Origin of the sequence: Eikenella sp. HMSC071B05, from assembly GCF_001811325.1 — a bacterium.
Lineage (GTDB): Bacteria > Pseudomonadota > Gammaproteobacteria > Burkholderiales > Neisseriaceae > Eikenella > Eikenella corrodens.
Genome location: NZ_KV804548.1, coordinates 81562 through 106460, shown reverse-complemented (window position 1 = coordinate 106460; position 24899 = coordinate 81562). Strand labels below are relative to the sequence as shown.

Here is a 24899-nt window from a genome sequence, read left to right as displayed (position 1 = left end):
AAAGGCTACCTGAAAATTTTCAGATAGCCTTTTAACGTACGAAAGGGACAGACTCTTAGCAGAAGCTGTGTGTACCCAACAGACCTCAAGCCGCAGTGTTGATTTTGTTGAATAGCCGCAGGCAGTTGGCGGTGGTGGCTTGGGCGATGTTTTCCAAGCTGTCGCCGCGCAGTTGGGCAACGAAGGCGGCGGTGTGGCTGACGTAGGCCGGTTCGTTGGGCTTACCGCGTTTGGGCACGGGCGCGAGGTAGGGGGCGTCGGTTTCCACCAGCAGCCTGTCGAGCGGCACGTAGCGGGCGGCTTCTTGGATGGCGGTGGCGTTTTTGAAGGTGACGATGCCGGAGAATGAGATGTAGAAGCCTAAATCCAAGGCCAGTTTGGCGGCATGGACGTCTTCGGTGAAACAGTGGATAACGCCGGCGTGGGCTTGGTGTTCGCGCAGCAGCCGCATGGTATCGGCGGCGGCATCGCGGGTATGGACGACAAGCGGCAGGCCGCTGCGGTTGGCAGCTTCGATGTGCAGGATGAAACGTTGGTGCTGCCAGGCCAGATCGCCTTTGCACCAATGATAATCCAGGCCGGTTTCGCCGATGGCCACCACTTTGGGCCGGGCGGCGCGTTCCAGCAGTTCTTCCAGGCTGAATTCTTCGGCTTCCGGGTCGTCGGGGTGGATGCCGACTGTGGCGTAGATGTTGGGGTGATTTTGGGCGATGGCGTGCACTTCTTCGAAGCTCTGCCGGCTCACGCTGATGGCGATGGCTTTATCCACGCCGGCCTCGGCCATGTTGGCGAGGACTTCAGGTAGCCTTTGGGCGAGGTCGGGGAAGTTGAGGTGGCAGTGCGAATCGATCAGCATGGCTACATGGTGTAGGTGGCGCGGTCGGTGTGCACCAGGCCGGGCAGTTGGTCTTCGATGTAGTTTTTACATTTGATGCCGGTTTCGTCGTCGCCGAAAGCGAGGCCCACGCCTTGCGGCTGACCGTTGGTGGTACGGCTGAGGTTGATCCACACTACGCGGGTGCGTAGGAAGAATTTTTCCGGATTGTCAAACAGTTCCAATACCAACAGCACTTCTTCGCCCATTTTGAATTCGTCGTTGGTGGGCACAAAAATGCCGCCATGCTCCAGAAATGGCATGTAGCTGTAGTAGGCGATGGGTTTGTCTTTGAGGCTGACGCTCATCATGCGGCCGGGGGCGCTGTCGGCGGGTGTGCTCATGGGTATTTCCTTGTTTTAAGTAAGTAACGTTTATACAAAATAAATAACGGGCTTGTTTTCTTAAAGCGGTTTGTTTTGCCAGAAAGCAAGGTAGTTGGTTAGCAAATTTTCAATCTGCATTCTAACACTTAAGGTGTGCCGGCCGTAAGGGCTGAGGCGGTTTAGGGTGTGTACCAGTTGGAATAAGGTTGTCCCCTGGGTGCGGGAGGCTACCTGAAAAATGGCGGCTTGGTGTTGCGGGTAGTAGAGCGGGGGCAGGTTTTGTTGGGCGAGCGCAGTGTCGGTCAGCCATTTGTGCAGCCAGTCGAGAAACACGGCCAGCGGCCATTTTTGTTTGTCGAAGACGGCGGCGTAATCCAGCATGGCCAACAGGCGCGGTTTAGCCAGCAGTTGGCACAGCTCTTCGCGCATCGTGTCTTGCTCCGGCTCGGCTGCAAACAGCGGGGCGCCGCTGTGAAAGGCAAGCAGGGCTTCGGCTTGAGGGGTGTTTTGCGTTTTCAGGTAGCCTAAGGCTTCTTCGGCGCTTGGGTCGGGCAGTAGGAAGGGGCGGCAGCGGCTTTTAATGGTGGGCAGCAGGCGGTCTTTGTTGTGGGTTACCAAAAGGAATACCACCGATGCGGGCGGTTCTTCCAGCATTTTCAACAGCGCGTTGGCGGCTTGGGTATTCATGGTTTCCGCTGGCTGCACCAGCACCACACGCAGCCCGCCGCGCACGGAGCTTTGCAGCAGCGGCGATAGCACGGCGCGCACGGCGTCGATTTTGATTTGCAGCAGCTTGCGCGCGCTTTCGCCTTCGGTGGGCAGCTCGGGCGCGAGTTCATAGTAGTCCGGATGGCTGCCTTGGGCGAACAGGTGGCACGAAGGGCAGCTGCCGCAAGGCTGGTGTTCGGCCTGCGGCTGTTCGCACAGCAGCGCCTGTGCTAGATGGCGGGCAAACGCGGTTTTGCCGGTATCGCGCCGGCCTGTAAGCAACCAAGCGTTGGGGCGGTTGCCCCATTGGGCAGCCAACTGCCGCCAAGCGGATTCATGCCAAGGATAAATCATAGGAAAACGTGAAGGCTACCTGAAAAAAGATTGGCCGTTTAAAAATAGAATAAATGAAAATAAGACTGCTACGGCGTGGGTTCGCCGCCATGTTAATCCGCTATAGCAAGAGGCTACCTGAAAACGAAGCAGGAGCAGCACACTAAGCCTTCTTCCCCCACTTAGCCTTGGCGATTTCCACCGCCATCGGCAGCACGGATACTACGAGAATGCCGATCACCACCAAGCCGAAATTATTTTTCACCACCGGCAGCTCGCCGAAGAAGTAGCCCGCATAAGTGAGCAGCCCCACCCACATCAGCGCGCCGATGATATTGTAGCGGATAAAGCGGCCGTAATGCATATTGCCCATGCCCGCCACAAAGGGCGCAAAGGTGCGCACAATCGGCACGAACCGCGCCAGAATAATCGTTTTGCCGCCGTATTTTTCGTAGAAAGCATGGGTTTTATCCAGATACTCGCGTTTGAACACGCGCGAATCCGGTTTGGCAAACAGCTTTTTGCCGAAATACTTGCCGATGGCGAAGTTTATCGCATCGCCGATTACCGCCGCCGCCAAGAGCAGCGCGGCCGCGATATGCACATTCATCCCGCCCAGCGCCGCCACCGCGCCGGCAGCAAACAAGAGCGAATCGCCCGGCAGAAAGGGCGTAACCACCAGCCCGGTTTCGCAAAACACGATGAGAAACAGGATGGCGTAAATCCACAGGCCGTAGGTTTGGGTGAGCTCGATGAGGTGTTGGTCGATATGCAGGATGAAATCAATCAGGCTGGCAAGCATGGGAAAACCGCAAATAGAAAGAACGGGCGGCATTGTAAGGCAAGAGCGGGCGGGCTGAAAGGGCTGTGTGCAAACCGGGCTGCAAACGCCGTTTTTTGCTGCCGGATAGATGATGTCAGTTTTCAGGTAGCCTCAAGAGGGGAGAGAGGCTACCTGAAAAATTTCTTTTTCTCAGAAACGCAGTCGACCTGTATTTTCAGGTAGCCTTTCGGCTGCCTGAAATGCTTTTTTCGGTTAGAATCGGCGGCATTTACCCATTTGCCTGTTTTCCCTATTTTCGAGGAGTTGTTATGTCGCAATACGTCTATTCCATGCTGCGCGTGAGCAAGGTGGTGCCGCCGCAGAAAACCATCATTAAAGATATTTCCCTTTCTTTCTTCCCCGGCGCGAAAATCGGCCTGCTCGGTTTGAATGGCGCGGGTAAGTCTACCGTGCTGCGGATTATGGCGGGCGTGGATAAAGAGTTTGAGGGCGAAGCCGTGCCGATGAGCGGCATTAAAATCGGCTATCTGCCGCAAGAGCCGGAGCTTGATCCTGAAAAAACCGTGCGCCAGGAAGTGGAAAGCGGCTTGGGCGAAGTGGCCGCCGCGCAGAAACGTTTGGAAGAAGTGTATGCCGAGTACGCCAATCCTGATGCGGATTTTGATGCGCTGGCGGAAGAGCAGGGCCGCTTGGAAGCGATTATCGCGGCGGGTTCGTCAACCGGCGGCGGTGCGGAACACGAATTGGAAATCGCCGCCGATGCGCTGCGCCTGCCGGAATGGGATGCCAAAATCGGCAATCTGTCCGGCGGTGAAAAACGCCGCGTCGCTTTGTGCAAACTTTTGTTGAGCAAGCCCGACATGCTGCTGCTGGACGAACCGACCAACCACTTGGATGCGGAAACGGTGGAATGGCTGGAGCAATTCCTCGTGCGCTTCCCCGGCACGGTGGTCGCGGTAACGCACGACCGCTACTTCTTGGACAACGCCGCCGAATGGATTTTGGAACTCGACCGCGGCCACGGTATTCCGTGGAAAGGCAATTACTCGTCTTGGCTGGAGCAGAAAGAAAAACGCTTGGAAAACGAGGCGAAATCCGAAGCTGCGCGCGTGAAGGCGATGAAGCAGGAATTGGAATGGGTGCGCCAGAATGCCAAAGGCCGCCAAGCCAAGTCCAAAGCGCGTTTGGCGCGTTTTGAAGAAATGAGCAACTACGAATACCAAAAACGCAATGAAACGCAGGAAATCTTCATTCCCGTCGCCGAGCGTTTGGGTAATGAAGTGATTGAATTTGTGAACGTTTCCAAATCGTTCGGCGACAAAGTGCTGATTGACGATTTGAGCTTCAAAGTGCCTGCGGGTGCGATTGTCGGCATCATCGGTCCGAACGGCGCGGGTAAATCGACGCTGTTCAAAATGATTGCGGGCAAAGAGCAGCCTGATTCCGGTGAAGTGAAAATCGGGCAAACCGTGAAAATGAGCCTGATTGACCAAAGCCGCGAAGGTTTGCAAAACGACAAAACCGTGTTCGACAACATCGCCGAAGGCCGCGACATTTTGCAGGTCGGACAGTTTGAAATCCCCGCACGCCAATATTTGGGACGCTTCAATTTCAAAGGCAGCGACCAAAGCAAAATCGCGGGGCAGCTCTCCGGCGGTGAACGCGGGCGTTTGCACTTGGCAAAAACCTTGTTGAGCGGCGGCAATGTGTTGCTGCTGGACGAACCGTCCAACGACCTCGACGTAGAAACCCTGCGCGCGCTGGAAGAAGCATTGCTGGAATTTGCCGGCAGCGTGATGGTGATTTCGCACGACCGCTGGTTCCTCGACCGCATCGCCACGCATATTCTGGCTTGCGAAGGTGATTCGAAATGGGTGTTCTTCGACGGCAACTATCAGGAATACGAAGCCGACAAGAAACGCCGACTTGGCGAAGAGGGCGCGAAACCGAAACGTATCCGCTACAAACCGGTAACCCGCTAAAGCGCAAAGAGGCTACCTGAAAACCGCAGGCTTAGTTTTCAGGTAGCCTCAATTTATCCAGCCAAACCAAAGGACAAACATGAACTGGCAGCAATTGCTCAGCACCAAGCGCTTCAAGCCCGAGAACGGCCAACTGGTAGCCACCGTTACCCCCTCCAGCCAGGAAGGCGCGGATGCGCTGCGCACCGATTTTCACATCGATTACGACCGCGTGGTGTTTTCCGGCTCGTTCCGGCGGCTGGGGCGCAAAACGCAGGTACACCCCTTTGCCGAACACGACCACACCCACAACCGCCTTACCCACAGCGTGGAAGTGGCTAGCGTGGGGCGCAGCCTGGGCAACCGCGTGGGCGTGATGCTGGCCAAGGGCGGTTTCTTGCCGCCGGAGAATACGCCATCCGATATCGGCGCTGTGGTGCAGGTGGCCTGCCTGGCGCACGATATGGGCAACCCGCCTTTCGGCCACACCGGCGAAGAGGCATTGCGCGATTGGTTCCGCAATCCCGAGCACGCAGGCTACCTGAAACACCTGGCCGAAGCCGAACGGCGCGACGTGCAAACCTACGAAGGCAATGCCCACAGCCTGCGCATTTTGGCCAATCTTGAAATGTATCAGCACCGCGGCGGCATGCGCCTCACCGCCGCCTCTATTGGCGCGCTGCTCAAATATCCTTGGACCACTTCCGCACCGCAGGGTTTGAAAAAATTCAATATTTATCAAACCGAGCTGCCATTTATCGAATGCGTGGCCGCCGAATTGGGGCTACCTGAAATCGCCGCACACCATTGGAGCCGCCACCCCCTGTCCTACCTGATGGAGGCGGCAGACGACATCTGCTATGCGCTCCTGGATTTGGAAGATGCGGTGGAGCTCGGCTTGTTGGACGACCGCGAAGTGGAAAACGTATTGCAGGGCATGGTGCACATCGACAAACTCTGGCCGGAGCAATCCGCCCGCCAGCGTTGCGCCATGCTGCGCGGCATGGCCATCGGCCGCGCCATCGACGACATGGCGCAAACCTTTATGCTGCACCATGCCGACCTGCTCGCCGGCAGCTTCCAAGGCAAAGACCTGCTCAGCGTGTGCACGCCCGAAGTGCGCTATTCGCTGGAACGGGCCAAAGAGCTGGCACGCACCCGCGTGTTCCGCCACCAGAGCAAGCTGATTACCGAAATCGCCGCCTTCCCCTGTATCGGCTCGATTCTCAACCTGCTCGTACCCGCTGCCTTCGCCTACATCACCAAAGCACACGTCAGCACCCGCCAATCGCTGGCCTTGGAGCTGCTGCGCGACGACCCATTGAACGAACAAGACACGCTTTACACCGCCTACATGAAAATCCTCGATTTTGTCGGTGGCATGACCGACAACGCTGCTGCTAGACTGGCGCGGGAAGTGTCGGGGATTGGGATGCTGTAAGGATTGATGTGCCAATCATGTAAGGCTACCTGAAAATAAGTGCAGCCAACTTCCGCGAAGCTAAAATATAACTCGATATTTTGTCATCAAAAGCTAGAAAGAAACTCCATGTCCACCATCCTCGTTACCGGCGGCGCCGGCTTTATCGGCTCGCACACCGTAGTTGAACTTATCCAAGCCGGTCATAGCCCGGTGATTATCGATAACCTCTGCAACGCCTCGCCCCAAGTTATCGGCCGCATCGCCGAAATCACCGGGCACACTCCCGCCTTTTATCAGGGCGACATCCGCGACCGCGAATTGTTGCGCCGCATTTTTGCCGAACACCCCATCCAATCCGTCATCCACTTCGCCGCCCTCAAAGCCGTGGGCGAGAGCGTGAAAAAACCGCTTGAGTATTACAGCAACAACGTTTCAGGCAGCCTTATCCTGCTGGAAGAAATGCAGCGCGCGGGCGTGAAAAGCATCGTGTTCAGCTCCTCCGCCACCGTGTACGGCGACCCGGATACCGTGCCGATTACCGAAACCGCCCCCCTCGGCGAAGCCACCAATCCCTATGGCGCATCCAAGCAGATGATGGAGCGCATGATGGCCGACCTCCACACGGCCGACCCCGAATGGAGCGTGATTCTGCTGCGCTATTTCAACCCCATTGGCGCACACCCCAGCGGCCGCATCGGTGAGCAGCCCAACGGCATTCCGAACAACCTGCTGCCCTACGTTTGCCAAGTGGCCGCAGGCAAACTGGCCGAGCTTTCCGTGTTCGGCGACGACTACCCCACTCCCGATGGCACCGGCGTGCGCGACTATATCCACGTTGTCGATCTGGCGCTCGGTCATGTGGCCGCCCTCGATAAAAAAAGCCGTGAAGCAGGCGTGCACATCTACAACCTCGGCACCGGCAAAGGCTCGTCCGTGCTGGACATCATCCGCGCCTTCGAAACCGCCTCGGGTAAAAAAATCCCCTATGCCATCAAACCCCGCCGCGCGGGCGACATTGCCGAATGCTACGCCGATCCAGCCCGCGCCGCTGCTGAGCTGGACTGGCATGCAGAACGCAGCCTAGACGACATGATGCGTGATTCTTGGCGCTGGCAAAGCGGTAATCCGAACGGATATGGAGATTGATGGCGGAGAGGTTACCTGAAACTTTCAGGTAGCCTTTATCCAACACAGGCTACCTGAAAAGAATAATGTGCTAATTTTGCTAAATTTCAATACTCTATCTTGCTACACTGAACGTTGATAAGCCTGATGGGCAGTAAAAATAGGACGGTTTGTCCATTCAGAGTTGAAGCTCAATTCGACCAAGATTTATCATGCACTCGAAAATATTGCTTACTCAAAGCATTAAACCGATTTTGTCAGCAATATCTACACCGTTGGATACAGCAAACTGCCTCCACGGTATTCTTTCCATCCACACCGGAGAAAATTATGCAAAAAACCCTGATTGCCTTGGCCGTATTGGCCTTATCTGCTGCTGTTCAGGCTGCCCCCGCAGATGAGGGCGTGCCGTTGCACCCTATCAACGACGGCCGCTACACCGTAACCGCCGGCTACGCACACGAAAATGCCAAAATTGATCAGCTCAAATATTCCGGCGACGGCGTTACCCTGCAAGGCCGCGCCGATATCCCGCTGGCACAACAGCATGCCATCCGTGCCGAATTGGGTTATCGGTATCTTGATTCCGATGCGAAAGCTAATGGCGAGAAAGTGATTAATGGTGCCAAAACCAATAATGTAGACGTATATGCCGGCTACTTGTTCTCTCCCTCCGGCTTCAAAAACGGCGGTCTGCGCGTGGGTGGTGGTTTGGGCTACAACCACGGCAAAACCGATGTGCGTAACCACAGAATCGATCCCGATGACGATTCTGTCGATATCAGTGCTAACAATCTGTATCTGAAAGCCCAGGTGGAATACGAGCAGCAACTGGGCAGCGGCTGGAGCATTACCCCCTGGACTGAAGCCCAAGTCAGCCTACACCGCCGAGTGGAAGAGCAATATACACAGATTGAGTATGCCAGCGATGGTAAATACAAACAAAACAACTACAGCCTCGGCCTAGGCGTGGACGTGAACAAACAGCTGGGCGAAAGCACCAGCCTTACCTTCGGCCCCTACTACCGCTACACACGGGATAAAGCCACCAGCTTTACCCACGAAGGTGAGAATATCGAAGTGCCGAAAACTAACCGCCACAGCTTCGGCATCCGAGGCGGCGTGCGTTTCTAAACATTGTATTTGTCTGCAATACAAAGGCTACCTGAAGTTTTCAGGTAGCCTTTTGCTTGATGCTTCAAACCAACAGGGCAGTTATTTGCCCATCTGCACGGCCTGGATCGCGGTAAGGGCGATGGTGTAGACAATGTCGTCTACCAATGCGCCGCGCGAGAGGTCGTTTACTGGTTTGCGCAGGCCTTGCAGCATGGGGCCGATGCTCAATACGTTGGCGCTGCGCTGTACGGCTTTGTAGGTGGTGTTGCCGGTGTTTAGGTCGGGGAAAACGAACACGTTGGCTTGGCCGGCTACTTTGCTATCGGGCGCTTTCTGGCGGCCTACGCTGGGCACACTGGCGGCGTCGTATTGCAGCGGGCCGTCGATGAGCAGATCGGGGCGTTTTCCCTGCGCCAAGCGGGTGGCTTCTTTCACTTTTTCCACATCGGCGCCGCTGCCGGAGGTGCCGGTGGAGTAGGAAATCATGGCCACTTTGGGATCGATGCCGAAGGCTTTGGCGGATTCGGCCGATTGGATGGCGATGTCGGCCAGCTCTTCGGCGGTCGGCTCGGGGTTCACGGCACAGTCGCCATACACGAACACCTGCTCGGGCATCAGCATGAAGAACACGCTGGACACTAGGCTGGCGCCGGGGGCGGTTTTAATCAGCTGCAGGGCTGGGCGGATGGTGTTGGCGGTGGTGTGTACCGCGCCGGATACCAAGCCGTCCACGTCGTCTTGCTGCAGCATCATGGTGCCGAGCACGACGCTGTCTTCCAGCGCCTGGCGCGCCAAGCCGGGGGTGAGGCCTTTGTTTTTGCGCAGTTCCACCATCGGGGCAACGTATTGCTCGCGGATGGTGTCGGGATCGATGATTTCCAAGCCTTCAGGTAGGGTGATACCACGGTTGGCGGCCACTTCGCGCACGGCTTCCGGTTTGGCCAGGAGCACGCAGCGGGCGATGCCTTTGCTTTGGCAGATGGCGGCGGCTTCCACGGTGCGTGGCTCGTCGCCTTCCGGCAATACGATGCGGCGGTTGGCGGCGCGCGCCTGCTCCATCATGCGGAAACGGAAGGCGGGCGGCGACATCAGCAGCTGGCGCGGCTGGCCGATGTGGCGGCAGAGTTCTTCCACATCAACATGTTCAGCCACGAATTCCACCATGGTTTCCATGCGTTCGGTGTCGTCGGCGGGGATGGTTTGGTCTTGGTGAGCCAGTGCGTAGGCGGTAGCGAAAGTGTCGTGTTCGGTGAGCAGCACCGGCACGTTTTGGCTCAGTGCGGGGCTGATGATGCCCTGTACGGCAGGCGAAGGCGCGGTGCCGCAGGTGAGCAGCAGGCCGGCCACCGGCACGCCGCTGAGGATTTTCAGCGAAGCAGCCATCAGGATGTCTTCACGGTCGCCGGGGGTAATCACCAGAGCGCCGGAAGTGATGCGGTGGTGCATATGGGCGGCATTTTGCGCAGCCACCACGATTTCTTTGGTGCGGTTGCCCAAATATTCTTTCCCGGCAATCACTTGGGCGTTCAGGTAGCCTGCAATGTCGGCCACTCGGCGCAGCGATTGTTCTGGCGCGAAAGGCAGCACGCCCATGCAGGGGATACCACTGCGCACTTTGGCAGCCACTTCGGCAGCAAAGGCTTTGCTGTCGTTGCCGTGGTAGCGGTTGATGATGAAGCCGGCCACATCGGTATGGCTGTTGGCATATTCCTGCGCGGCCAAGTTGATTTGGTCGGCCACTTGTTCGGCGCTGTGGTTGCCGGCGGCGGCCACCAGGATCACGTTGGCGTTGAGCGCGGCGGCGATTTGCGCGTTTTTGTTGGAGAGGAAACCGCGTTCGCTATCGGGCACCACGCCTTCAATAATAGCCACGTCGTGTTCGGCAGCGGTAACCTGGTCGAAGTCGGATACCATCAGCTCGATCAAATCGTCATCACGCCCGGCGCCCACCAGCTCTTCTACTTTGGAGAGCGGCTGCGGACGCGGCGGGTTGAGGTGGAACAGTTTGTTGGCAAACACGATGGCGGCTTCGGTGTCACCGGCAGGCGTGGGTTTGTGCGATACCGGTTTGTAGTACACCGGACGGCGGCCGCTACGTTGCAGGGCGCGCAGCAGGCCGAGCGAGATGCTGGTGAGGCCGGTTTTGGTGCCGATGGGCACGAGGAGGAAGTTCGGCATAGGGCTTCTTTCTTGGTAAGGGGTTAATCAATCAGCGTAAAACGGCCAAATCAACAAGGCGGCCGGCAGACGTCTGCCTGAGCTGTTTTTTGCAGGCTGCATTGTTGCACTATTAACCAGGAGCGGCAAGCGATGGGTGTGATTTATACACGTTTCTGCTATGCCGCAAGGCTACCTGAAAATTGGTTTTCAGGTAGCCTTTCACACAAAACCGCCCGCAAGTTTCCCTGCGGGCGGCTATTCGGTTTAAGCTAAGCGAGTGCTTAGTTCGGAGACACCAAAATCTTCACTTGGCTCTTCTCTTTCACCAGGGCTTCAAAGCCTTCGCTCACGATGTCTTGCAGCTTGATGCGTTTGGTCACCAGCTTGTCTTTCGGGAAGTAGCCTTGTTCCATCAATTGCAACACAGCGGGGAAAATGTCGCGGTAGGCGATGATGCCTTTCACGGTTTTTTCCTTGATCACGATTTCGTTCGGGTGGATGGAGGCTTCGTTTTCCCAAATACTTACGATCACGCATTCGCCGTCGTTTTCCACGGCTTCGATAGCCTGTTTCAGCACGGGGGCGACGCCGGTTACTTCAAACGATACGTTCACACCACCGTCGGTTTCGGCTTTGATGTATTCCACCACGTTTACTTTGGAGGGGTCGATTACTACTGCACCCAGCTCGCGGGCTTTTTCCTGACGCTCAGGAGAAAGCTCGATGGCGTAGATGGTGGTGGCGCCGGCAGCGCGCAGGGCTTCGATGGTGAGCAGGCCGATGGGGCCGCAGCCGAATACGGCGGCGGTGTCGCCGGCTTTCAGCTTGCTCTGGCGCACGGCATACAGGGCCACGGCAGCGGGCTCGGTGAGCGCACCTTGTTCGTAGTCGATGCTGTCGGGCAATTTGTGGCACAATTCGCCGTCTACCACGCAGTAGCTGGTGAAGCCGCCGTCGGCAGCCAGGCCGACGAAGCCGAGGTTTTTGTCGAGGTTGTATTTGCCTTTGAGGCCGTCTTTGGCCAAAATCGGCTCAACGGTTACGCGGTCGCCCACTTTTACGTTGGTTACGTCAGCGCCCACTTCCACGATTTCGCCGGCAAATTCGTGGCCGAGCGTGAGCGGGGCTTTGCGGCCGGAATAGGGGTGCTCTTTCTCTACCGGGATAAAGATAGGGCCGCCGAGGTATTCGTGCAGGTCGCTGCCGCAGATGCCGGTGTATTTCACAGCGATTTTCACTTGTGACGGGCGTGTGATTTCGGGAACGGCTACGTCTTCCACGCGGATGTCGCGGCGGCCGTACCATCTTGCAGCTTTCATTGTACTCATATCAGTATCCTTTGAGGTCGAGTTGAGAAGGAGAACCGATTGTAGAAACTTTGGGCGGCAGTTTCAAGCGAATTTGGGCTATTATTCCGATTTATTTTTCAGGTAGCCGAACACAACGGCCGGTTGCCGTTGCTTTGGCTTAAAATTTAGAAATTTATGATTGAAATACAGGAAATTACCTATCGCTATCCACAGGTGCAGGAAAATGCGCTCAACGGCGTGAGCCTGCCGGTGGCCGAGGGAGCGGCGCTGGGCCTGCTCGGCCCCAACGGAGCGGGCAAAACTACGTTGATGTCGCTTTTGGCTGGGCTGTTGCCGGTACAGGGCGGGCAGATTTTGTTTGACGGCGTGCCGCTGGGCAGGCTGCCGGCCAAAGAGCGGCAGCGTATTTCGCTGGTGCCGCAGGATTTTGCCTTTTATCCCTTGCTCTCGGTGTGGGACAATATGCGCTTTTTCGCCGCGCTGTATGCCGTGCGCGACGAAGGCTACCTGAAAACCCTGCTGGAACAGGCCGGCTTGGCCGAACACCGAGCCAAGCTGGCCAAACACCTCTCCGGCGGGCTGAAGCGGCGGCTGAATTTTGCCATCGGCCTCATCAACCGCCCCAAGCTGATTTTTTTGGACGAAATCACCGTGGGCATCGACCCCGAATCGCGCCGCTTTATTTTGGATAGCGTGGCCGCGCTCACGCAGCAGGGCATCACGGTGGTGTACACCTCGCATTACTTGCAGGAAATCGAGCTCTTGTGCCGCGATATTGCGCTGCTGCACGGCGGGCGGCTGGTGTATCACGGCGACTTGCACGAAGTGTTGCGCCAAGGCGAGCAATCCGGTTTGTCTCTGCGCACCGTGCCGCCACTGCCCGATGCCGAGCTAGCCGCGCTGCAAGGCCGCCGCACTGCCGACGGCACGCTGCATTTCGATACCGATACGCCTGCCGAGCTGCTGGCCGCGTTGCAAAATAAAGGCTATACCGCCGAAGCCTGCCGTTTTGGCTTCGCTTCGCTGGAAAGCTTTTATTTGGACTTCTTGGCCAAGCAGGCTACCTGAAAACCATAAAACGAATATGATCAAACCCATGCAAGCATCCTTCCCCACAAGGCTGGTCTCATGTTAGCCTCCGCCATTGCCAAAGAACTCAAGCTGCTCAGCCGCGATCTGCACGGCGTGGCGGTGCTGTTTGTGATGCCGATTCTGTTTATGCTGATTATGTCGGCCGCCTTGAGCAGCAGCCGGGAAAACCTCAATCCCGATGCGCAAATCGTGCTGCTTGGTAAGCCCGGCAGCCAGCTCAACCAACAGTTTCTGCAAGCCCTGCAAAACGAGAAGCTGAAAGTGCAACTGGCCGATAAAAGTCGCCTGACCGAGTTTCAGGTAGCCTTACAGCGCGGCGAGGCCGATTTGCTGCTGCTCAATCCAAACGATGAAGCCACCCCGCTGGAAAAAGAACAGCCCCTGCGCCTGTGGCTCCAACCCGATGCCGACCGCGGCTGGCTGCTCGGCATCAAAGGCCTGATGCGCCAGCACTATACCCGGGCGCGCTTGGCGCAGTATTTCGATGGCAACGAAATCGTGTTGGACAACAACAAGAATCCCGTCGTGCACCGCATTCAAGACCAAGTGAACAAAGAATTGGACGATAAGTTCGGCCAAATCGAAACTTATCTCGGGCACGAAATGTGGCAGGAAACCTATCTGAACCGGCAGGGCGAGGCGGTGGAGCAGCCCAATTCCGTGCAGCACAGCGTACCCGCCTGGCTGATTTTCGGCATGTTTTTCATCATGATACCGCTATCCAACGTGATGGCGATGGAGCGGCAGACTAACACGCTCACCCGCCTGAATATGGCGCGTGCCCCCGCTTGGAAGCTTTTGGCCGCCAAGCTGATTCCCTACTTCTTAATCAACCAGCTGCAGTTTGCCGGCATGATTGCGCTGGGCGCATGGGTGCTGCCTCTGCTCGGCATGCCCGCCTTTGCGCTGGCCGGCGGCTGGGCGGGTTATGCCGCCGTATCCTGCGCCGTGAGCCTGGCCGCGCTGGGCTACGGGCTTTTAGTGAGCGTATTGGCCAAAACCACCGAACACGCCGTGGTGCTCGGCGGCGGCGGCATTATCATCATGGCCGCACTGGGCGGCGTAATGGTGCCCGTGCACATCATGCCCTCGCTGATGCAGCAGCTCTCCCAGCTCTCGCCGATGGGCTGGGGCTTGTCCGCCTTCCAGAAACTGCTGTTAAACCATTACACCCTAGCACAAATCGCCCCGCAGCTGCTGCGCCTGGCCGGTTTCGGCCTGGCTGCCCTCGCCGCCGCCGCCGCGCTCTACCGCCGCCAACTCAAAACCCAAGCGAGATTTTAAAGTGAACACGCCCGATTTAAGCTCCCCCGCGTTGGAGCAGGCCTTGAAAAACCTGATTGTGCGCGAAACCGAAAAACAAGACGATGTGGACATGGCCGCCTTTGCCGACGACTCCCCGCTGTTCGGCCAGGAAAGCCCGGTCGGCCTCGATTCGCTCGATGCGCTGCAAATCACCGTCGCCCTGCAAGCCCGTTACGGCGTGCGCCTCAATGGCGACCGCATGGTGCGCAAACACATGATGAACGTGCGCGATTTGGCCACCTTTATCCGCGAACAGCACGGCGCATAAAGGCTACCTGAAAGTCTTTTGTAAGACCTGTTTGTAAAGCAAGAGTTGGGTTTTAAGCAGTAGCCAAATTTCAGGTAGCCTTCGCTATTTTTGCCTGTTCACCTTTACGCCTCATGCCGGCGCGGGCACTTTCTTTTCTTTGCTTCGCCAAAGAAAAGAAAGCAAAAGAAAGGCGACTGCGGGCACAGGTTTGGCTTCGCCAAACTTCCCTCACTCCACGCGGTTTTTCGGGCGGGCTCGCAACTTGCGGCTGCGCCGCTTCGAACATGCAAGCCCTTGTTCCCCGAAAAACCGCGCTCCGTTCGGCTGCACCAGCAGATAAGCATAGCTGCACCATTCTCACTGGAAAATTTGTGCCTAGTGGTTTGAATATTTTTGTTAAACAATTGTCTATATTTTTCAGGTAGCCTTAAGGGTGTAACCATGAACCCTAAAATCGCCCGACTCCAACAACGCAACGCCCAAGCCCGCCTGCGGCAGCGCTACGCCTTTTTAAACATTGCCGACATCCAATCCACAGATGGCGACATTGCCCGCCGGTTTGTCGACAGCGGCATCTATCGCTTACTAACCCAGCCGCAGCCACTTTCCCGTTTCATCAAAACGGCATCATCGATCGCCCGTTCCACCAAGCCCAACACCAAGCCGCCCGCGCCGAAATGGTGCGCCGGATACGCGCCTTGCTGGCCGATACGGCGTGGATAAGCCTAGAGGAAAATGGCTTCGGCTTCTGGGCGCGCATTTCCCTGCCCGCCTTGCAGGCCGCGTTGGATCATTGGTTTGAACAACATGACGATTTCGGGCTGTATCTTGAAAACGGCTATGCGCTGGCCATCCATGAGGCGGAGTATGAATGGGAATTGCTGGAAACGCCGGGCAGACCGCTTGAGGCTACCTGAAAAATGAACACCGCAAACACTCCATCCCGAGCCGTCTATTTGTGCAGCAGCAGCTATTGGTGCGCACAAGGGCAGGGCAGCCGCCCGTTCGGGCTATCTGAAACCTCATTCTTGCCGCCCGCCCTCCGCACCGCCCACGGCTTGGGGCAGCCGTGCGAGCTGCCGTATTTCGCCGCCCTCCCCGCCGCGCCGGTCTCGCTGGCGCAGCTGTGCGGCTGGATTGAGGCTCAAATCCGCCAAGCCGCCGCGGCAGCCGGCTGGGAGGCAGACAACCTGGCCGGCATTCCCGTGTTCATCGGCTCCACCTCCTATGTGATGTCCGACCGCGAAGCCGCGCCGGCTGCCAGCCCAGAAGAAGAACACTACACTCTGTGTGAAATCGCAGGCTACCTGAAAACCCGGTTCCGCAGCCCCAACGTATTTAGCTTCGCCACCTCTTGCACCGCCGCGGCCCAAGCCCTGCTTGCCGCCGCCCGCAGCATCGAAAACGGCTTGGCCGAACGTGCCATTGTGGTTGGTTTTGAAAGCTTTAATCGGCTCACCTTCGAGCATTTCTATGCCATGAATCTGCTCGACACCGAGCCGGGCAGGCTGCCGTTTCTTAATGCCGGCGGGCTGGTGTTGGGCGAAGGCATGGCTGCGCTGGCACTCTCTGCCCGGCCGCACCGCGATTACGTTTGCCGCCTGCATGGTTTCACCGCGCAAACTGACCATCTCAACCTCACCGCCTCCTCCGCCGAACCACTGCACAGCCTGCTTGCCGAATGCCTGCGCCGCGCCGGAATAGCCGCGCCGGATTTACGCGGAGTGAAAATCCACGGCAGCGGCGGTTTGAGCGATGAAGTAGAGATGCAGGTGCGCCGCCAAATCTGGCCGCATACTCCGTCCCTGCTGTTCAAACCCTACACCGGCCACACCCTCGGCGCCACCGCCACTTTGGAAACCGCCCTGTTGCACGCCGCCCTGCAACAAGGCCGCCTGCCGCCCCTGCCCGTATCCACCCCCGATTTCCCTCTGCCCACCCTGCACGGCCAGCCGTTGCCCAATGGCAGCTATCTGAACTATTTCCTCGGCTTCGGCGGCAGCCATTGCGCCTGGGTGTTGAATTGGCAGGGCTGAGGCTACCTGAAAAGTATTCTGATGATGTCGAACCCATTAAATCCAGGCCGAACACTGGCCTATCTCCAAGCCACTGCCCGCTTTATCGCCGAGCTGCAGCAGCCCGATGCCGAACTGCGCCGCCTTTTGCGCGAGCAATACGGCATCGATGCACGCCGCCTGAGCCGTTTCACCCTGCTCGCCCTGCTTGGCGCCTTGCCGCTGTGCCAAGGGCTACCTGAAAACCCTGCCATTTATCTCGCCTCGCCGTTCAGTTCCCCCTCCCGCATGGCCGCGATGCAACAGAAACTTGCCGCCTGTCAGCCCTCGCCGCTCGACTTTATGGCCAACCTCCACAACGCTGCTACGTTCCAGCTGGCGCAAATCCTCGGCAGCAGCGGCAACAGCGTGTTTCTCGCTGCCGATGCCGCCTATTGCCTCAGCCCACTGTATGCCGTGCTGAACGCATTGTTGGCCGAGCCCGGGCAAACCGTGCTGTTGGGCTGGGCCTATGAGCAGTCGGGGCAGGATGAGCAGGAAGGCAGCGTGTGGTGGCAAGTTTCAGGTAGCCTGCCGCCCCGGCAGCACGGCTGGCGGATAAGTACCGCTGCAATCAATCAAACCATCACCACCATGCCGCACCAATCCGCCTTCCTGCCCGCGGTATTGGCTTTGGAAGAGCAGTTGCACGACCGGGGCGGGCTTCTGCTGCCGCCACACGGCATCTGGCCAGCCTTGCAGATAGAGCCGCTTGCTGCCGACGAGATAGGGAATGAGGCTTAACACAGTGCAAGGTGAGCCCATGCCATATGAAGGGTTTTAGCGATAGAAAGGGGCGGCGATGCCGTATCAATTATTGGCTGTGGTTGAACTGATTAGAGATATTCCCGAACACCACCTACCTGCCGGCGCACGCGGCGTGATTGTGGATATATACGGGCAAGATAAGTATGAGGTTGAGTTCGTAGGAGAGAACGGCGAAACCTTAGCACTGCTCGCCTTAAATGGGCAGACGAATTTTAAGCAGCCCGGCAAGCTGGGAACGGCTAGCTGAAAGCATGGAATAACGGAATTCCAATGCTGTTGGTCGTGAGCAATAGGAATGCGGTGGGTTCAGCTTGTTATCGTGCCCGTATTCTGAGGGCTGCTGCCTTGCTTCGTCTCTCTTTGGAATAGTTATACAGATCCGGCTAGCCTGGAAATTGACCATCAAAAACCACCCCGAATAATCATTCGGGGTGGTTTGCTATTGGCCGCTGCAGGCTACCTGAAAACCTACATCAGCTGCGGTGGGTTTCCACTTGCTGCAGTTGCTGCGGCTCGGGCACGGCAGTCGGGGCGGCGGGGGCAACATCGGCGCGGCGCAGGCCTTTGGGCTGTTCAGGCTCGGGCTGAACGGCGGAGAGCGCGGCGGGATCGGTTTGCACTAATACCAGACCACCTAGGTCGGCGGCCGCGGGTTCGGCTGCGGTTTGTTGCGGAACGGGTTGCGCCACGGCTGTCGTTGCCGTTTCTACGGCTTGGGCTGCGGCAGCAATGGAATCATCGGCAGATGCAGCTTCCGGAGCGGCTTGGGTTTCGACGGATGAGGCTTCTACGGCCACGGTTTCCACCACAACGGCTTCTTCCCGCGTTGTTTCAGCAACCGGGCTTGCAACAGCAGTCTGGTTTACGGTTTCAGCAGCTTCGGCGGTGTTTTCTTCGGCAAACACGAAGGTGGGTGCATCGGCTTCATCGGCCACTTCGGGGATGGTGATGACCAGCGGTTTGTTGATGTCGGCCTCATTGGGCTGCGGCATGGTGGCGGGCGCTTCGGTATGCAGACCCAATACCATGTCGGCAGCGGATTTCAACAGCTCGGCTTGCAGCGGAATATCCAGATATTGGATGATTTTCTGTGCAGAGGGGATATTGCGCTGGCGGCTTCGGCCTTTGCCGTTGCGCTGGCTGTTGTCTTGGCGGCGGTCGCGGCCGGATCGGCGTTCGTTGCGTTCGCCGTGCTCATTATTGCGCTCGCTTCGTTCATTGCCACGCTCTTGGTTTTCTGCAGAGCTGCCGGTGTCGCCAGCAATGCGTTCAGGGATATCGGCCGCTTGGCCGGCGGCCTGTAGCTTATCGTTTTCAGCCGAGGCTACCTGAACATCGCTGTCTTTGCGTTGGCGGCGGCGTTGGCGAGGATTGGGCTGCTGCTCGGCAGCGGATTTCTCTGCCAGCTGTTGCGGTGTGCGGTTGTCCAAAGTTTCGGCATCGTCGGCATTTTGCTGGCGCGGCGGGCGGCTGTTGCCGTTTTGGCTGCGCTGTTGGCTGCGGTTGCGGCGGTTGCGGTTTTGCGGGGCTTTGCCGCGATTGCCGCCGTTGCGCCCGTTGTTGGTTGCAGGGGCTTCGGCAGATTTGGTTTCGCCGCCGCCAAACAATTTGGCAAACCAGGCGCCGATGCCGGCCAGCAAGCCGGGTTCGGCAGGCTGCTGCACCACGGGGGCGGGGCTGCTGTGTTTGATGCCTTTTACGGCGGGCTCGGGTTTCACCGGCTTGGCCTGGCGGCCGATTTCCAAGGTTTGGCTGTCGTCTTCTTCGGGGATTTCGACTTGTTTGTAGCTGGGCTCGGCATCGTCGTCCACATCGTCGGGGCGTACGCGGGTGATGTTGTAGTGCGGGTTTTCCAGATGGGTGTTGGGAATCATCAGGATGGATACATCCAGCCGCTCTTCCAGGCCGAACAGCTCGGCGCGTTTTTCGTTGAGCAGGAAGGTGGCCACGTCCACCGGCACTTGGGCGTGCACTTCTTCGGTGTTGTCCTTCATCGCTTCTTCTTGGATGATGCGCAACACGTGCAGGGCGGTGGATTCGATGCCGCGGATCACGCCGGTGCCGGCGCAGCGCGGGCAGGCTACGTGGCTGCTTTCGCCCAGGGAGGGGCGCAGGCGCTGGCGGGAAAGCTCAAGCAGGCCGAAGCGGGAAAGTTTGCCCATCTGCACGCGGGCGCGGTCTTTCCGTAGCGCGTCGCGCAGGGTGTTTTCCACATCGCGCTGATGCTTGGGGTTTTCCATGTCGATGAAGTCGATCACGATCAGGCCGCCCAAGTCGCGCAGGCGCATTTGGCGGGCCACTTCTTCGGCGGCTTCCATATTGGTTTGGAAGGCGGTTTCTTCGATGTCGGCGCCGCGGGTGGAGCGGGCGGAGTTCACGTCTACGGAAACCAGAGCTTCGGTGTGGTCGATCACGATAGCGCCGCCGGAGGGCAGGCTCACGGAGCGCGAGAAGGCGCTTTCGATTTGGTGCTCGATTTGGAAGCGGGAGAAGAGCGGGATGTGGTCGTCGTAGTATTTGAGCTTGCCCACGTTGTGCGGCATCACATAGCTCATGAATTCCTGCACTTGGTCGAACACTTCGCGGTTGTCGATGAGGATTTCGCCGATGTCAGAACGGTAGTGGTCGCGGATGGCACGGATGAGCAGGGAGCTCTCCATGAAGAGGAGATAAGGATCTTGATGGGCGTTGCCGGCTTCTTCGATGGCGCGCCACAGTTGCAACAGATAGTTGAAATCCCATTGCAGCTCTTCCACACTGCGGCCAATGCCGGCGGTGCGGGCGATCAGACTCATGCCGTGCGGCACATCAAGCTCGCTCATGGCGGCTTTGAGCTCTTGGCGCTCTTCGCCTTCGATACGGCGGGAAATGCCGCCGCCGCGCGGATTGTTCGGCATGAGCACGAGATAGCGGCCGGCCAGGCTGATGAAGGTGGTGAGCGCGGCACCTTTGTTACCGCGTTCGTCTTTTTCCACCTGCACGATGACCTGCATGCCTTCTTGCAATACGTCTTGGATGCGGGCGCGGCCGCCGTCGTAGTCTTGGAAGTAGGCGCGGGAAACTTCTTTGAAGGGGAGGAAACCGTGGCGGTCGGTGCCGTAGTCCACGAAGCAAGCCTCGAGCGAGGGCTCGATGCGGGTGATGATGCCTTTGTAGATATTGCCTTTGCGCTGTTCTTTGCCCAGCGTTTCAATGTCGAGATCGAGCAGGTTTTGCCCGTCTACAATCGCCACGCGCAGCTCTTCGGCCTGGGTGGCGTTAAATAACATACGTTTCATGATGTTGCTAACCTTTTGTTTGGTTTGCAATTCCGAAGCGTGTAATTAGTTTGGCCGCTTTGCTGCCGCTGGGGAAGGCTACCTGAAAACAAAGTTTCAACGAAATTAAAATCGGCAGCCATGTGTTGTGCGGTCCTGAAGCGCGGTGTGCGGCAACCGCTGTGGCGGTTGGGCAGCCGGCATCGGGTGCGGGCAGAAAACGGTAAAGAAGGTAGTGAAAGAGCAGGGCGGGCATCACTGCCGCGCCGGCCGCCGGATGGGCGGCTGATTTGGAATGCCGCGGCAGGCCGGATGGCGACCGCTTGCGGCGGGGTATAGCGGATTAATTTTAAAGCAAGGCCGTGCCAGCTTGTTTTGCCGTACTGCTTGGATTGCGGCTCGCCGCTTGGCCCTGGTTTAAACTTAATCCGTTATTAATTCGGTGTTGTGGTCTTCTTTAAGCCCGGCAGCGGGTGCGGCGGCGCGCTGGTCGCGTCTTAGGCCGTTTGGGCTGCCGGAGCCGTAAACTCAATTACTATTTCAATCTGCCCGCCAAAATACGCGGCAGGCAGAGGAAAGCCGTTCGGAATTGTCTTTTTACGATAAAATAAACAGTAAACAATCAACTTGCCAACCCGGCGGCATCCTTTGTTTTTCGCTTCGTTGAAGCTTGGCTTTCAGGTAGCCTGGGCACGGTGTCGGCAGGGAGAGGATTATAGAGAAAATGCCAGCAATTAGCAAAAATTCAGTCAATTATTTGAGCGTGGACGAAGCTGCCGCCGGGCAGCGTTTGGATAACTTTCTCATCCGCCTGCTCAAAGGTGTGCCCAAGAGCCATATCCACCGCATCATCCGAGGCGGCGAAGTGCGCGTGAACAAAAAACGCGCCGCTGCCGACAGCCGCTTGGCCGTGGGCGACGAAGTGCGGATTCCGCCGATCCGGCTGGCGCAGAAAGCCGAGCCGGCCGAGGCTGCCGTGCCGCCGCGCGAGTTTGATATTGTGTTTGAAGACGAGCACCTTTTGGTGGTGGACAAACCTTCCGGCGTGGCCGTGCACGGCGGCAGCGGCGTGAGCTTCGGCGTGATCGAACAGCTGCGCCGCGCCCGGCCGCAGGCGCGTTATTTGGAATTGGTACACCGGCTGGACAAAGATACCAGCGGATTATTGGTGGTGGCCAAAAAGCGCAGCGCATTGGTGAAGCTGCACGAAGCCTGGCGCAACGACAAGCCGAAAAAAGTATATTTGGCGCTGGGCATGGGCGCATGGCCGCAGGACGTGCGGCAGGTGAAGCTGCCGCTGTTCAAATACACCGGCGCGGCAGGCGAGAAAATGGTGCGCGTGAGCGAAGAAGGGCAGAGCGCGCACACGCTGTTCCGCGTGTTGGAAACCTTCGGCGGCGCGCCGCTGCATGGAGTGGGGCTTTCCGCCCTGAGCCTGATGGAGGCCACGCTGCGCACCGGCCGCACCCACCAAATCCGCGTGCATATGCAGTCGCAAAACTGCCCGATTGCCGGCGACGAACGCTACGGCGACTACACCGCCAACCGCCGCCTGAAAAAGCTCGGCCTCAAACGCATGTTCCTGCACGCCCACCGCTTGGAGCTCGAACACCCGGCAAGCGGCGAAATGCTGGTGCTCACCGCGCCGCTGCCGGAAGAGCTGCGTCAGATGCTGGAGGGCTTGAGGCAGGAACAAGAGGCTACCTGAAAAAAGTGTGCCCATGATTCCGGCTTCGTTTTTCAGGTAGCCTGTTTGCCATTTAGCCCAAAAGGAAAGATATGCAGCAAAACGATCAACAGCCAAAATTCAAAGTTATTCTGCCGGAAGGCTTTTCTTTGGAGCGCCCCAAGCAGGTGATCACCCAGCCGGTCGAGAGCGGCCGTGCCGATTTGGAGGAAATCATCCGGCAGGAAACAGTGTGCCGCCAAACCGAGGCGGAAGCCGATGAAATCATGATTAACGCCTTGCTGCACGGCGCAGGGCGCAGCTTCAAGTGAGGCGGATAGCTAAAATAATTATTTCTTTATGCCAGGCGAGCCAACGCAGTAGGAAGAAATAAGAATTTTAGCTATACCTGAAAATTCAGCCAGCCCAAACTTCCAACACATCAAGGAATGCCCATGAAACCGTATCGCGTATTGATTTTCGACTGGGACGGCACCTTAGCCGATTCCACCGCCCAAATTGTGCAGGGCGTGCAAAACTCTTTTTGCCGTTTCGGCTGGCCGCCGCCCGCCGAGGCCGATATCCGCAACACCATCGGCTTAAGCCTGCACGATGCCTTACACCGCCTGTGCCCGCAGCTGAACCAACAGCAAATCGAAGCCGCCATCCGCGCCTATCAGCACGAATACTTCCACCGCCGCGAGCAAACCGTTTTGTTTCCCGACGCAGGCAATACCCTGCAGCGGCTGCAACAGCACTACTGGCTCGCTGTGGCCACTGGCAAAGGCCGGCGCGGGCTCGATGCCGCCCTGGACGAAACCGGCACGCGCAACTTCTTCCTCGCCACCCGCACCGCCGACGAATGCGCCTCCAAGCCCCAGCCCGAAATGGTGCTCTCTATCTGCGACGAATTGGGCGTGCACCCGGCCGAAGCCCTGGTAATCGGCGACACCACCCACGATTTGCACATGGCGCACAACGCCCAAAGCCCCGCCGTCGCCCTCACCACCGGCGCCCACACCCCCGCCCAACTGCAAACCGCCCCGCACCTGGCCATGCTGGACGGCTTAACCAGCTTGGCGGCCTGGTTGGCAGAATAAAGGCTACCTGAAAGCGTAAGCTTCAATGCAGGGCGAAGATTTTTCAGGTAGCCTGTAAGTGATATGGCGGCAAATCGAAAGGCTACCTGAAAAACAAGAAACTTCAGCGAAGCGAAAACTTAAAAGCCAAGCCTGCAATCAGAAAGCACCTCCCAAACATGCCGAAAACTTTTCAGGTAGCCTAACAGGCAGACCGATTCAAAACCCAGCCAAACAAGCAAAGGACACCCTACCCCATGTTCACCTCGCGCGATCTCGGCCGATTCCTCTATTCCCTGTTTAATGTTTTGGAAGTTATCGGCATCGTGGCTGCCATCGTGATAGCAATCATTGCCTCAGTGGTGTGCTACCACATCAAACCGCAATGGATGCAGAAACGCCGCTGGCTGGTGCCCGTTCCCGCACTGGTTGTGTTGTTTGTATTCCTCGTTATCCCGTATTTTTTGCAAAAAGAGCGGGATGCGCAGCGGCAGCAGGAATTGCAGCAGGCGAGAGCCGAACGGGCGGCATGGCGCAAGCAATACTACGAGCCCGCCAAAGCCCGCTTCGACCAGCTGTGCCAAAACGCCGGCGAGAAGATTTACCGCACGGCGGACAATGTGGACGGTATCCTGCTGTTGAAAGTGCGCGGGGATGATGAGAAGTATCAGAGTAACCGCTACAACCCGCGGAAAGACCAGATGTGGGAGGATGCGGCGGTGGAGAGTGAATCAAAGCGGGAAGAATATGTTGCCAGTTTTTTGCCATATTTTTCCCATGTGCACTATGACCATGTTGATGTTTTGCAAAAAGATGGCTCGATTATTCGTTATAGTGGTAATTGGCACATATATGACAAACCGTTTAATCAAGAGACTAATCCAGCACATCCTGCCCGCTATGCCGTTACCTATGAGAATGATGTTTCTTGGGAAAACCGCAAACACTGGATAGCGGGAACAACCATCAAGATTATCGATACCAAAACCAATGAATTGATGGCTGAGAAAACGATGTATGTTTTTGTGCCAGCACTAGGTTATTCTAAGTTTGAGCAAAATCCGAATCCTTGGGGCAGGGGAGATAGATGCCCGGAGGAAGATTCATACCAATTACAAGCTGTTTCTTTTGCAAGAAAAGTTTTGCTTTCACCGGCATTTAAGCCTGAACATAGAAAATAACCAAGCAATAGGGCGGGGGATAGGTTTCAGGTAGCCTCAAACCGAAAAGGCTACCTGAAACTTTGTGTGATAGGGCATGGTGAGGCATGGTGCCCTTTTATAGTGAATTAACAAAAACCAGTACAGC

At 57.4% G+C, this 24899-nt stretch carries 24 protein-coding genes; 16 read left to right on the top strand and 8 right to left on the bottom strand.

Annotation, left to right across the window (positions count from 1 at the left end; all coding sequences use genetic code 11):
* Nucleotides 1–85: 85 nt before the first annotated feature.
* From HMPREF2796_RS05390 to HMPREF2796_RS05375, 4 genes are all read right to left on the bottom strand, one after another.
* Nucleotides 86–856 (bottom strand): TatD family hydrolase, encoded by a 771-nt coding sequence (locus tag HMPREF2796_RS05390; protein ID WP_070631564.1) that lies wholly within the window; start codon nt 854–856, stop codon nt 86–88.
* Nucleotides 857–858: 2 nt separating this feature from the next.
* The gene (locus HMPREF2796_RS05385; RefSeq protein WP_003824098.1) at nt 859–1218 is read right to left on the bottom strand and encodes a PilZ domain-containing protein; all 360 of its coding nucleotides are present in this window, start codon (nt 1216–1218) and stop codon (nt 859–861) included.
* Nucleotides 1219–1278: 60 nt separating this feature from the next.
* Nucleotides 1279–2262 carry a DNA polymerase III subunit delta' gene (gene holB / locus HMPREF2796_RS05380; protein ID WP_070631560.1) on the bottom strand — a complete coding sequence of 328 codons (984 nt, stop codon included), beginning with the start codon at nt 2260–2262 and terminating at the stop codon, nt 1279–1281.
* Between the two features lie 142 nt (nt 2263–2404).
* Nucleotides 2405–3043 (bottom strand): DedA family protein, encoded by a 639-nt coding sequence (locus HMPREF2796_RS05375; RefSeq protein ID WP_070631558.1) that lies wholly within the window; start codon nt 3041–3043, stop codon nt 2405–2407.
* 290 nt (nt 3044–3333) lie between these two features.
* Here HMPREF2796_RS05375 and ettA point away from each other — a divergent pair, with 290 nt between their 5' ends.
* The 4 genes from ettA to HMPREF2796_RS05355 all read left to right on the top strand — a co-directional run bounded on the left by ettA (nt 3334) and on the right by HMPREF2796_RS05355 (nt 8668).
* Entirely contained in the window at nt 3334–5007 is a 1674-nt protein-coding gene (ettA, locus tag HMPREF2796_RS05370) for an energy-dependent translational throttle protein EttA (protein WP_070631556.1), read from the top strand.
* A gap of 79 nt (nt 5008–5086) precedes the next feature.
* Nucleotides 5087–6427: a deoxyguanosinetriphosphate triphosphohydrolase gene (locus HMPREF2796_RS05365; RefSeq protein ID WP_070631555.1), complete on the top strand. Its 1341-nt coding sequence runs from the start codon at nt 5087–5089 to the stop codon at nt 6425–6427.
* Between the two features lie 108 nt (nt 6428–6535).
* Nucleotides 6536–7555 carry a UDP-glucose 4-epimerase GalE gene (galE, locus tag HMPREF2796_RS05360; RefSeq protein ID WP_070631553.1) on the top strand — a complete coding sequence of 340 codons (1020 nt, stop codon included), beginning with the start codon at nt 6536–6538 and terminating at the stop codon, nt 7553–7555.
* A gap of 309 nt (nt 7556–7864) precedes the next feature.
* Nucleotides 7865–8668: an outer membrane beta-barrel protein gene (locus HMPREF2796_RS05355; protein WP_070631551.1), complete on the top strand. Its 804-nt coding sequence runs from the start codon at nt 7865–7867 to the stop codon at nt 8666–8668.
* 81 nt (nt 8669–8749) lie between these two features.
* Here the strand turns inward: HMPREF2796_RS05355 and pta are convergent, their stop codons facing one another.
* Together pta and HMPREF2796_RS05345 are read right to left on the bottom strand one after the other, a co-directional pair.
* Nucleotides 8750–10828 carry a phosphate acetyltransferase gene (pta, locus tag HMPREF2796_RS05350; RefSeq protein ID WP_070631550.1) on the bottom strand — a complete coding sequence of 693 codons (2079 nt, stop codon included), beginning with the start codon at nt 10826–10828 and terminating at the stop codon, nt 8750–8752.
* Nucleotides 10829–11091: 263 nt separating this feature from the next.
* Nucleotides 11092–12138 (bottom strand): 2,3-butanediol dehydrogenase, encoded by a 1047-nt coding sequence (locus HMPREF2796_RS05345; RefSeq protein WP_070631547.1) that lies wholly within the window; start codon nt 12136–12138, stop codon nt 11092–11094.
* Between the two features lie 156 nt (nt 12139–12294).
* Between HMPREF2796_RS05345 and HMPREF2796_RS05340 the strand changes: the two genes are divergently transcribed.
* The 8 genes from HMPREF2796_RS05340 (at nt 12295) to HMPREF2796_RS05310 (ending at nt 17836) form a co-directional block, all read left to right on the top strand.
* Nucleotides 12295–13188, top strand: a complete 894-nt coding sequence (locus tag HMPREF2796_RS05340; protein ID WP_070631546.1) for an ABC transporter ATP-binding protein — start codon at nt 12295–12297, stop codon at nt 13186–13188.
* A 60-nt stretch (nt 13189–13248) separates the two neighbouring features.
* Nucleotides 13249–14496, top strand: coding sequence for an ABC transporter permease (locus HMPREF2796_RS05335; protein WP_070631544.1), 1248 nt, complete (start codon nt 13249–13251; stop codon nt 14494–14496).
* Nucleotide 14497: 1 nt separating this feature from the next.
* On the top strand, nt 14498–14785 hold the full coding sequence (locus tag HMPREF2796_RS05330; RefSeq protein ID WP_070631542.1) for an acyl carrier protein: 288 nt from the start codon (nt 14498–14500) through the stop codon (nt 14783–14785).
* A gap of 423 nt (nt 14786–15208) precedes the next feature.
* The gene (locus tag HMPREF2796_RS05325) at nt 15209–15490 is read left to right on the top strand and encodes a hypothetical protein (RefSeq protein WP_070631540.1); all 282 of its coding nucleotides are present in this window, start codon (nt 15209–15211) and stop codon (nt 15488–15490) included.
* On the top strand, nt 15466–15684 hold the full coding sequence (locus tag HMPREF2796_RS11065) for a hypothetical protein (protein WP_141757550.1): 219 nt from the start codon (nt 15466–15468) through the stop codon (nt 15682–15684). The genes HMPREF2796_RS05325 and HMPREF2796_RS11065 overlap by 25 nt, the downstream gene beginning before the upstream one ends.
* Nucleotides 15685–15687: 3 nt before the next feature.
* Complete coding sequence (locus HMPREF2796_RS05320; protein WP_070631539.1) at nt 15688–16803, top strand: beta-ketoacyl synthase N-terminal-like domain-containing protein; 1116 nt, start codon at nt 15688–15690, stop codon at nt 16801–16803.
* A 21-nt stretch (nt 16804–16824) separates the two neighbouring features.
* Nucleotides 16825–17565, top strand: a complete 741-nt coding sequence (locus tag HMPREF2796_RS05315) for a hypothetical protein (RefSeq protein ID WP_070631537.1) — start codon at nt 16825–16827, stop codon at nt 17563–17565.
* A gap of 58 nt (nt 17566–17623) precedes the next feature.
* A complete protein-coding gene (locus tag HMPREF2796_RS05310) occupies nt 17624–17836 on the top strand; it encodes a DUF4926 domain-containing protein (protein WP_064083476.1) in 213 nt (70 codons plus the stop codon).
* 226 nt (nt 17837–18062) lie between these two features.
* On the opposite strand, the gene HMPREF2796_RS05305 is transcribed toward HMPREF2796_RS05310, so the two are convergent.
* On the bottom strand, nt 18063–20867 hold the full coding sequence (locus HMPREF2796_RS05305) for an Rne/Rng family ribonuclease (RefSeq protein ID WP_070631727.1): 2805 nt from the start codon (nt 20865–20867) through the stop codon (nt 18063–18065).
* A 7-nt stretch (nt 20868–20874) separates the two neighbouring features.
* The gene (locus HMPREF2796_RS11060; protein WP_141749160.1) at nt 20875–21102 is read right to left on the bottom strand and encodes a hypothetical protein; all 228 of its coding nucleotides are present in this window, start codon (nt 21100–21102) and stop codon (nt 20875–20877) included.
* 468 nt (nt 21103–21570) lie between these two features.
* Here HMPREF2796_RS11060 and HMPREF2796_RS05300 point away from each other — a divergent pair, with 468 nt between their 5' ends.
* The 4 genes from HMPREF2796_RS05300 (at nt 21571) to HMPREF2796_RS11520 (ending at nt 24772) form a co-directional block, all read left to right on the top strand.
* Nucleotides 21571–22554, top strand: a complete 984-nt coding sequence (locus HMPREF2796_RS05300; RefSeq protein ID WP_070631535.1) for an RluA family pseudouridine synthase — start codon at nt 21571–21573, stop codon at nt 22552–22554.
* Nucleotides 22555–22625: 71 nt separating this feature from the next.
* The gene (locus HMPREF2796_RS05295; RefSeq protein ID WP_070631534.1) at nt 22626–22844 is read left to right on the top strand and encodes a hypothetical protein; all 219 of its coding nucleotides are present in this window, start codon (nt 22626–22628) and stop codon (nt 22842–22844) included.
* 123 nt (nt 22845–22967) lie between these two features.
* Nucleotides 22968–23612: an HAD-IA family hydrolase gene (locus tag HMPREF2796_RS05290; RefSeq protein WP_070631532.1), complete on the top strand. Its 645-nt coding sequence runs from the start codon at nt 22968–22970 to the stop codon at nt 23610–23612.
* Between the two features lie 236 nt (nt 23613–23848).
* Nucleotides 23849–24772 (top strand): hypothetical protein, encoded by a 924-nt coding sequence (locus HMPREF2796_RS11520; RefSeq protein WP_070631529.1) that lies wholly within the window; start codon nt 23849–23851, stop codon nt 24770–24772.
* The last annotated feature ends 127 nt before the right edge of the window (nt 24773–24899 follow it).

Excerpts from the sequence above, each read along its gene's own strand:
- HMPREF2796_RS05390 (WP_070631564.1), bottom strand. The coding sequence starts at position 856 with ATGCTGATCGATTCGCACTGCCACCTCAACTTCCCCGACCTCGCCCAA.
- HMPREF2796_RS05385 (WP_003824098.1), bottom strand. The coding sequence starts at position 1,218 with ATGAGCACACCCGCCGACAGCGCCCCCGGCCGCATGATGAGCGTCAGC.
- holB (WP_070631560.1), bottom strand. The coding sequence starts at position 2,262 with ATGATTTATCCTTGGCATGAATCCGCTTGGCGGCAGTTGGCTGCCCAA.
- HMPREF2796_RS05375 (WP_070631558.1), bottom strand. The coding sequence starts at position 3,043 with ATGCTTGCCAGCCTGATTGATTTCATCCTGCATATCGACCAACACCTC.
- ettA (WP_070631556.1), top strand. The coding sequence starts at position 3,334 with ATGTCGCAATACGTCTATTCCATGCTGCGCGTGAGCAAGGTGGTGCCG.
- HMPREF2796_RS05365 (WP_070631555.1), top strand. The coding sequence starts at position 5,087 with ATGAACTGGCAGCAATTGCTCAGCACCAAGCGCTTCAAGCCCGAGAAC.
- galE (WP_070631553.1), top strand. The coding sequence starts at position 6,536 with ATGTCCACCATCCTCGTTACCGGCGGCGCCGGCTTTATCGGCTCGCAC.
- HMPREF2796_RS05355 (WP_070631551.1), top strand. The coding sequence starts at position 7,865 with ATGCAAAAAACCCTGATTGCCTTGGCCGTATTGGCCTTATCTGCTGCT.
- pta (WP_070631550.1), bottom strand. The coding sequence starts at position 10,828 with ATGCCGAACTTCCTCCTCGTGCCCATCGGCACCAAAACCGGCCTCACC.
- HMPREF2796_RS05345 (WP_070631547.1), bottom strand. The coding sequence starts at position 12,138 with ATGAGTACAATGAAAGCTGCAAGATGGTACGGCCGCCGCGACATCCGC.
- HMPREF2796_RS05340 (WP_070631546.1), top strand. The coding sequence starts at position 12,295 with ATGATTGAAATACAGGAAATTACCTATCGCTATCCACAGGTGCAGGAA.
- HMPREF2796_RS05335 (WP_070631544.1), top strand. The coding sequence starts at position 13,249 with ATGTTAGCCTCCGCCATTGCCAAAGAACTCAAGCTGCTCAGCCGCGAT.
- HMPREF2796_RS05325 (WP_070631540.1), top strand. The coding sequence starts at position 15,209 with ATGAACCCTAAAATCGCCCGACTCCAACAACGCAACGCCCAAGCCCGC.
- HMPREF2796_RS05320 (WP_070631539.1), top strand. The coding sequence starts at position 15,688 with ATGAACACCGCAAACACTCCATCCCGAGCCGTCTATTTGTGCAGCAGC.
- HMPREF2796_RS05315 (WP_070631537.1), top strand. The coding sequence starts at position 16,825 with ATGATGTCGAACCCATTAAATCCAGGCCGAACACTGGCCTATCTCCAA.
- HMPREF2796_RS05310 (WP_064083476.1), top strand. The coding sequence starts at position 17,624 with ATGCCGTATCAATTATTGGCTGTGGTTGAACTGATTAGAGATATTCCC.
- HMPREF2796_RS05305 (WP_070631727.1), bottom strand. The coding sequence starts at position 20,867 with ATGAAACGTATGTTATTTAACGCCACCCAGGCCGAAGAGCTGCGCGTG.
- HMPREF2796_RS11060 (WP_141749160.1), bottom strand. The coding sequence starts at position 21,102 with ATGCCCGCCCTGCTCTTTCACTACCTTCTTTACCGTTTTCTGCCCGCA.
- HMPREF2796_RS05300 (WP_070631535.1), top strand. The coding sequence starts at position 21,571 with ATGCCAGCAATTAGCAAAAATTCAGTCAATTATTTGAGCGTGGACGAA.
- HMPREF2796_RS05295 (WP_070631534.1), top strand. The coding sequence starts at position 22,626 with ATGCAGCAAAACGATCAACAGCCAAAATTCAAAGTTATTCTGCCGGAA.
- HMPREF2796_RS05290 (WP_070631532.1), top strand. The coding sequence starts at position 22,968 with ATGAAACCGTATCGCGTATTGATTTTCGACTGGGACGGCACCTTAGCC.
- HMPREF2796_RS11520 (WP_070631529.1), top strand. The coding sequence starts at position 23,849 with ATGTTCACCTCGCGCGATCTCGGCCGATTCCTCTATTCCCTGTTTAAT.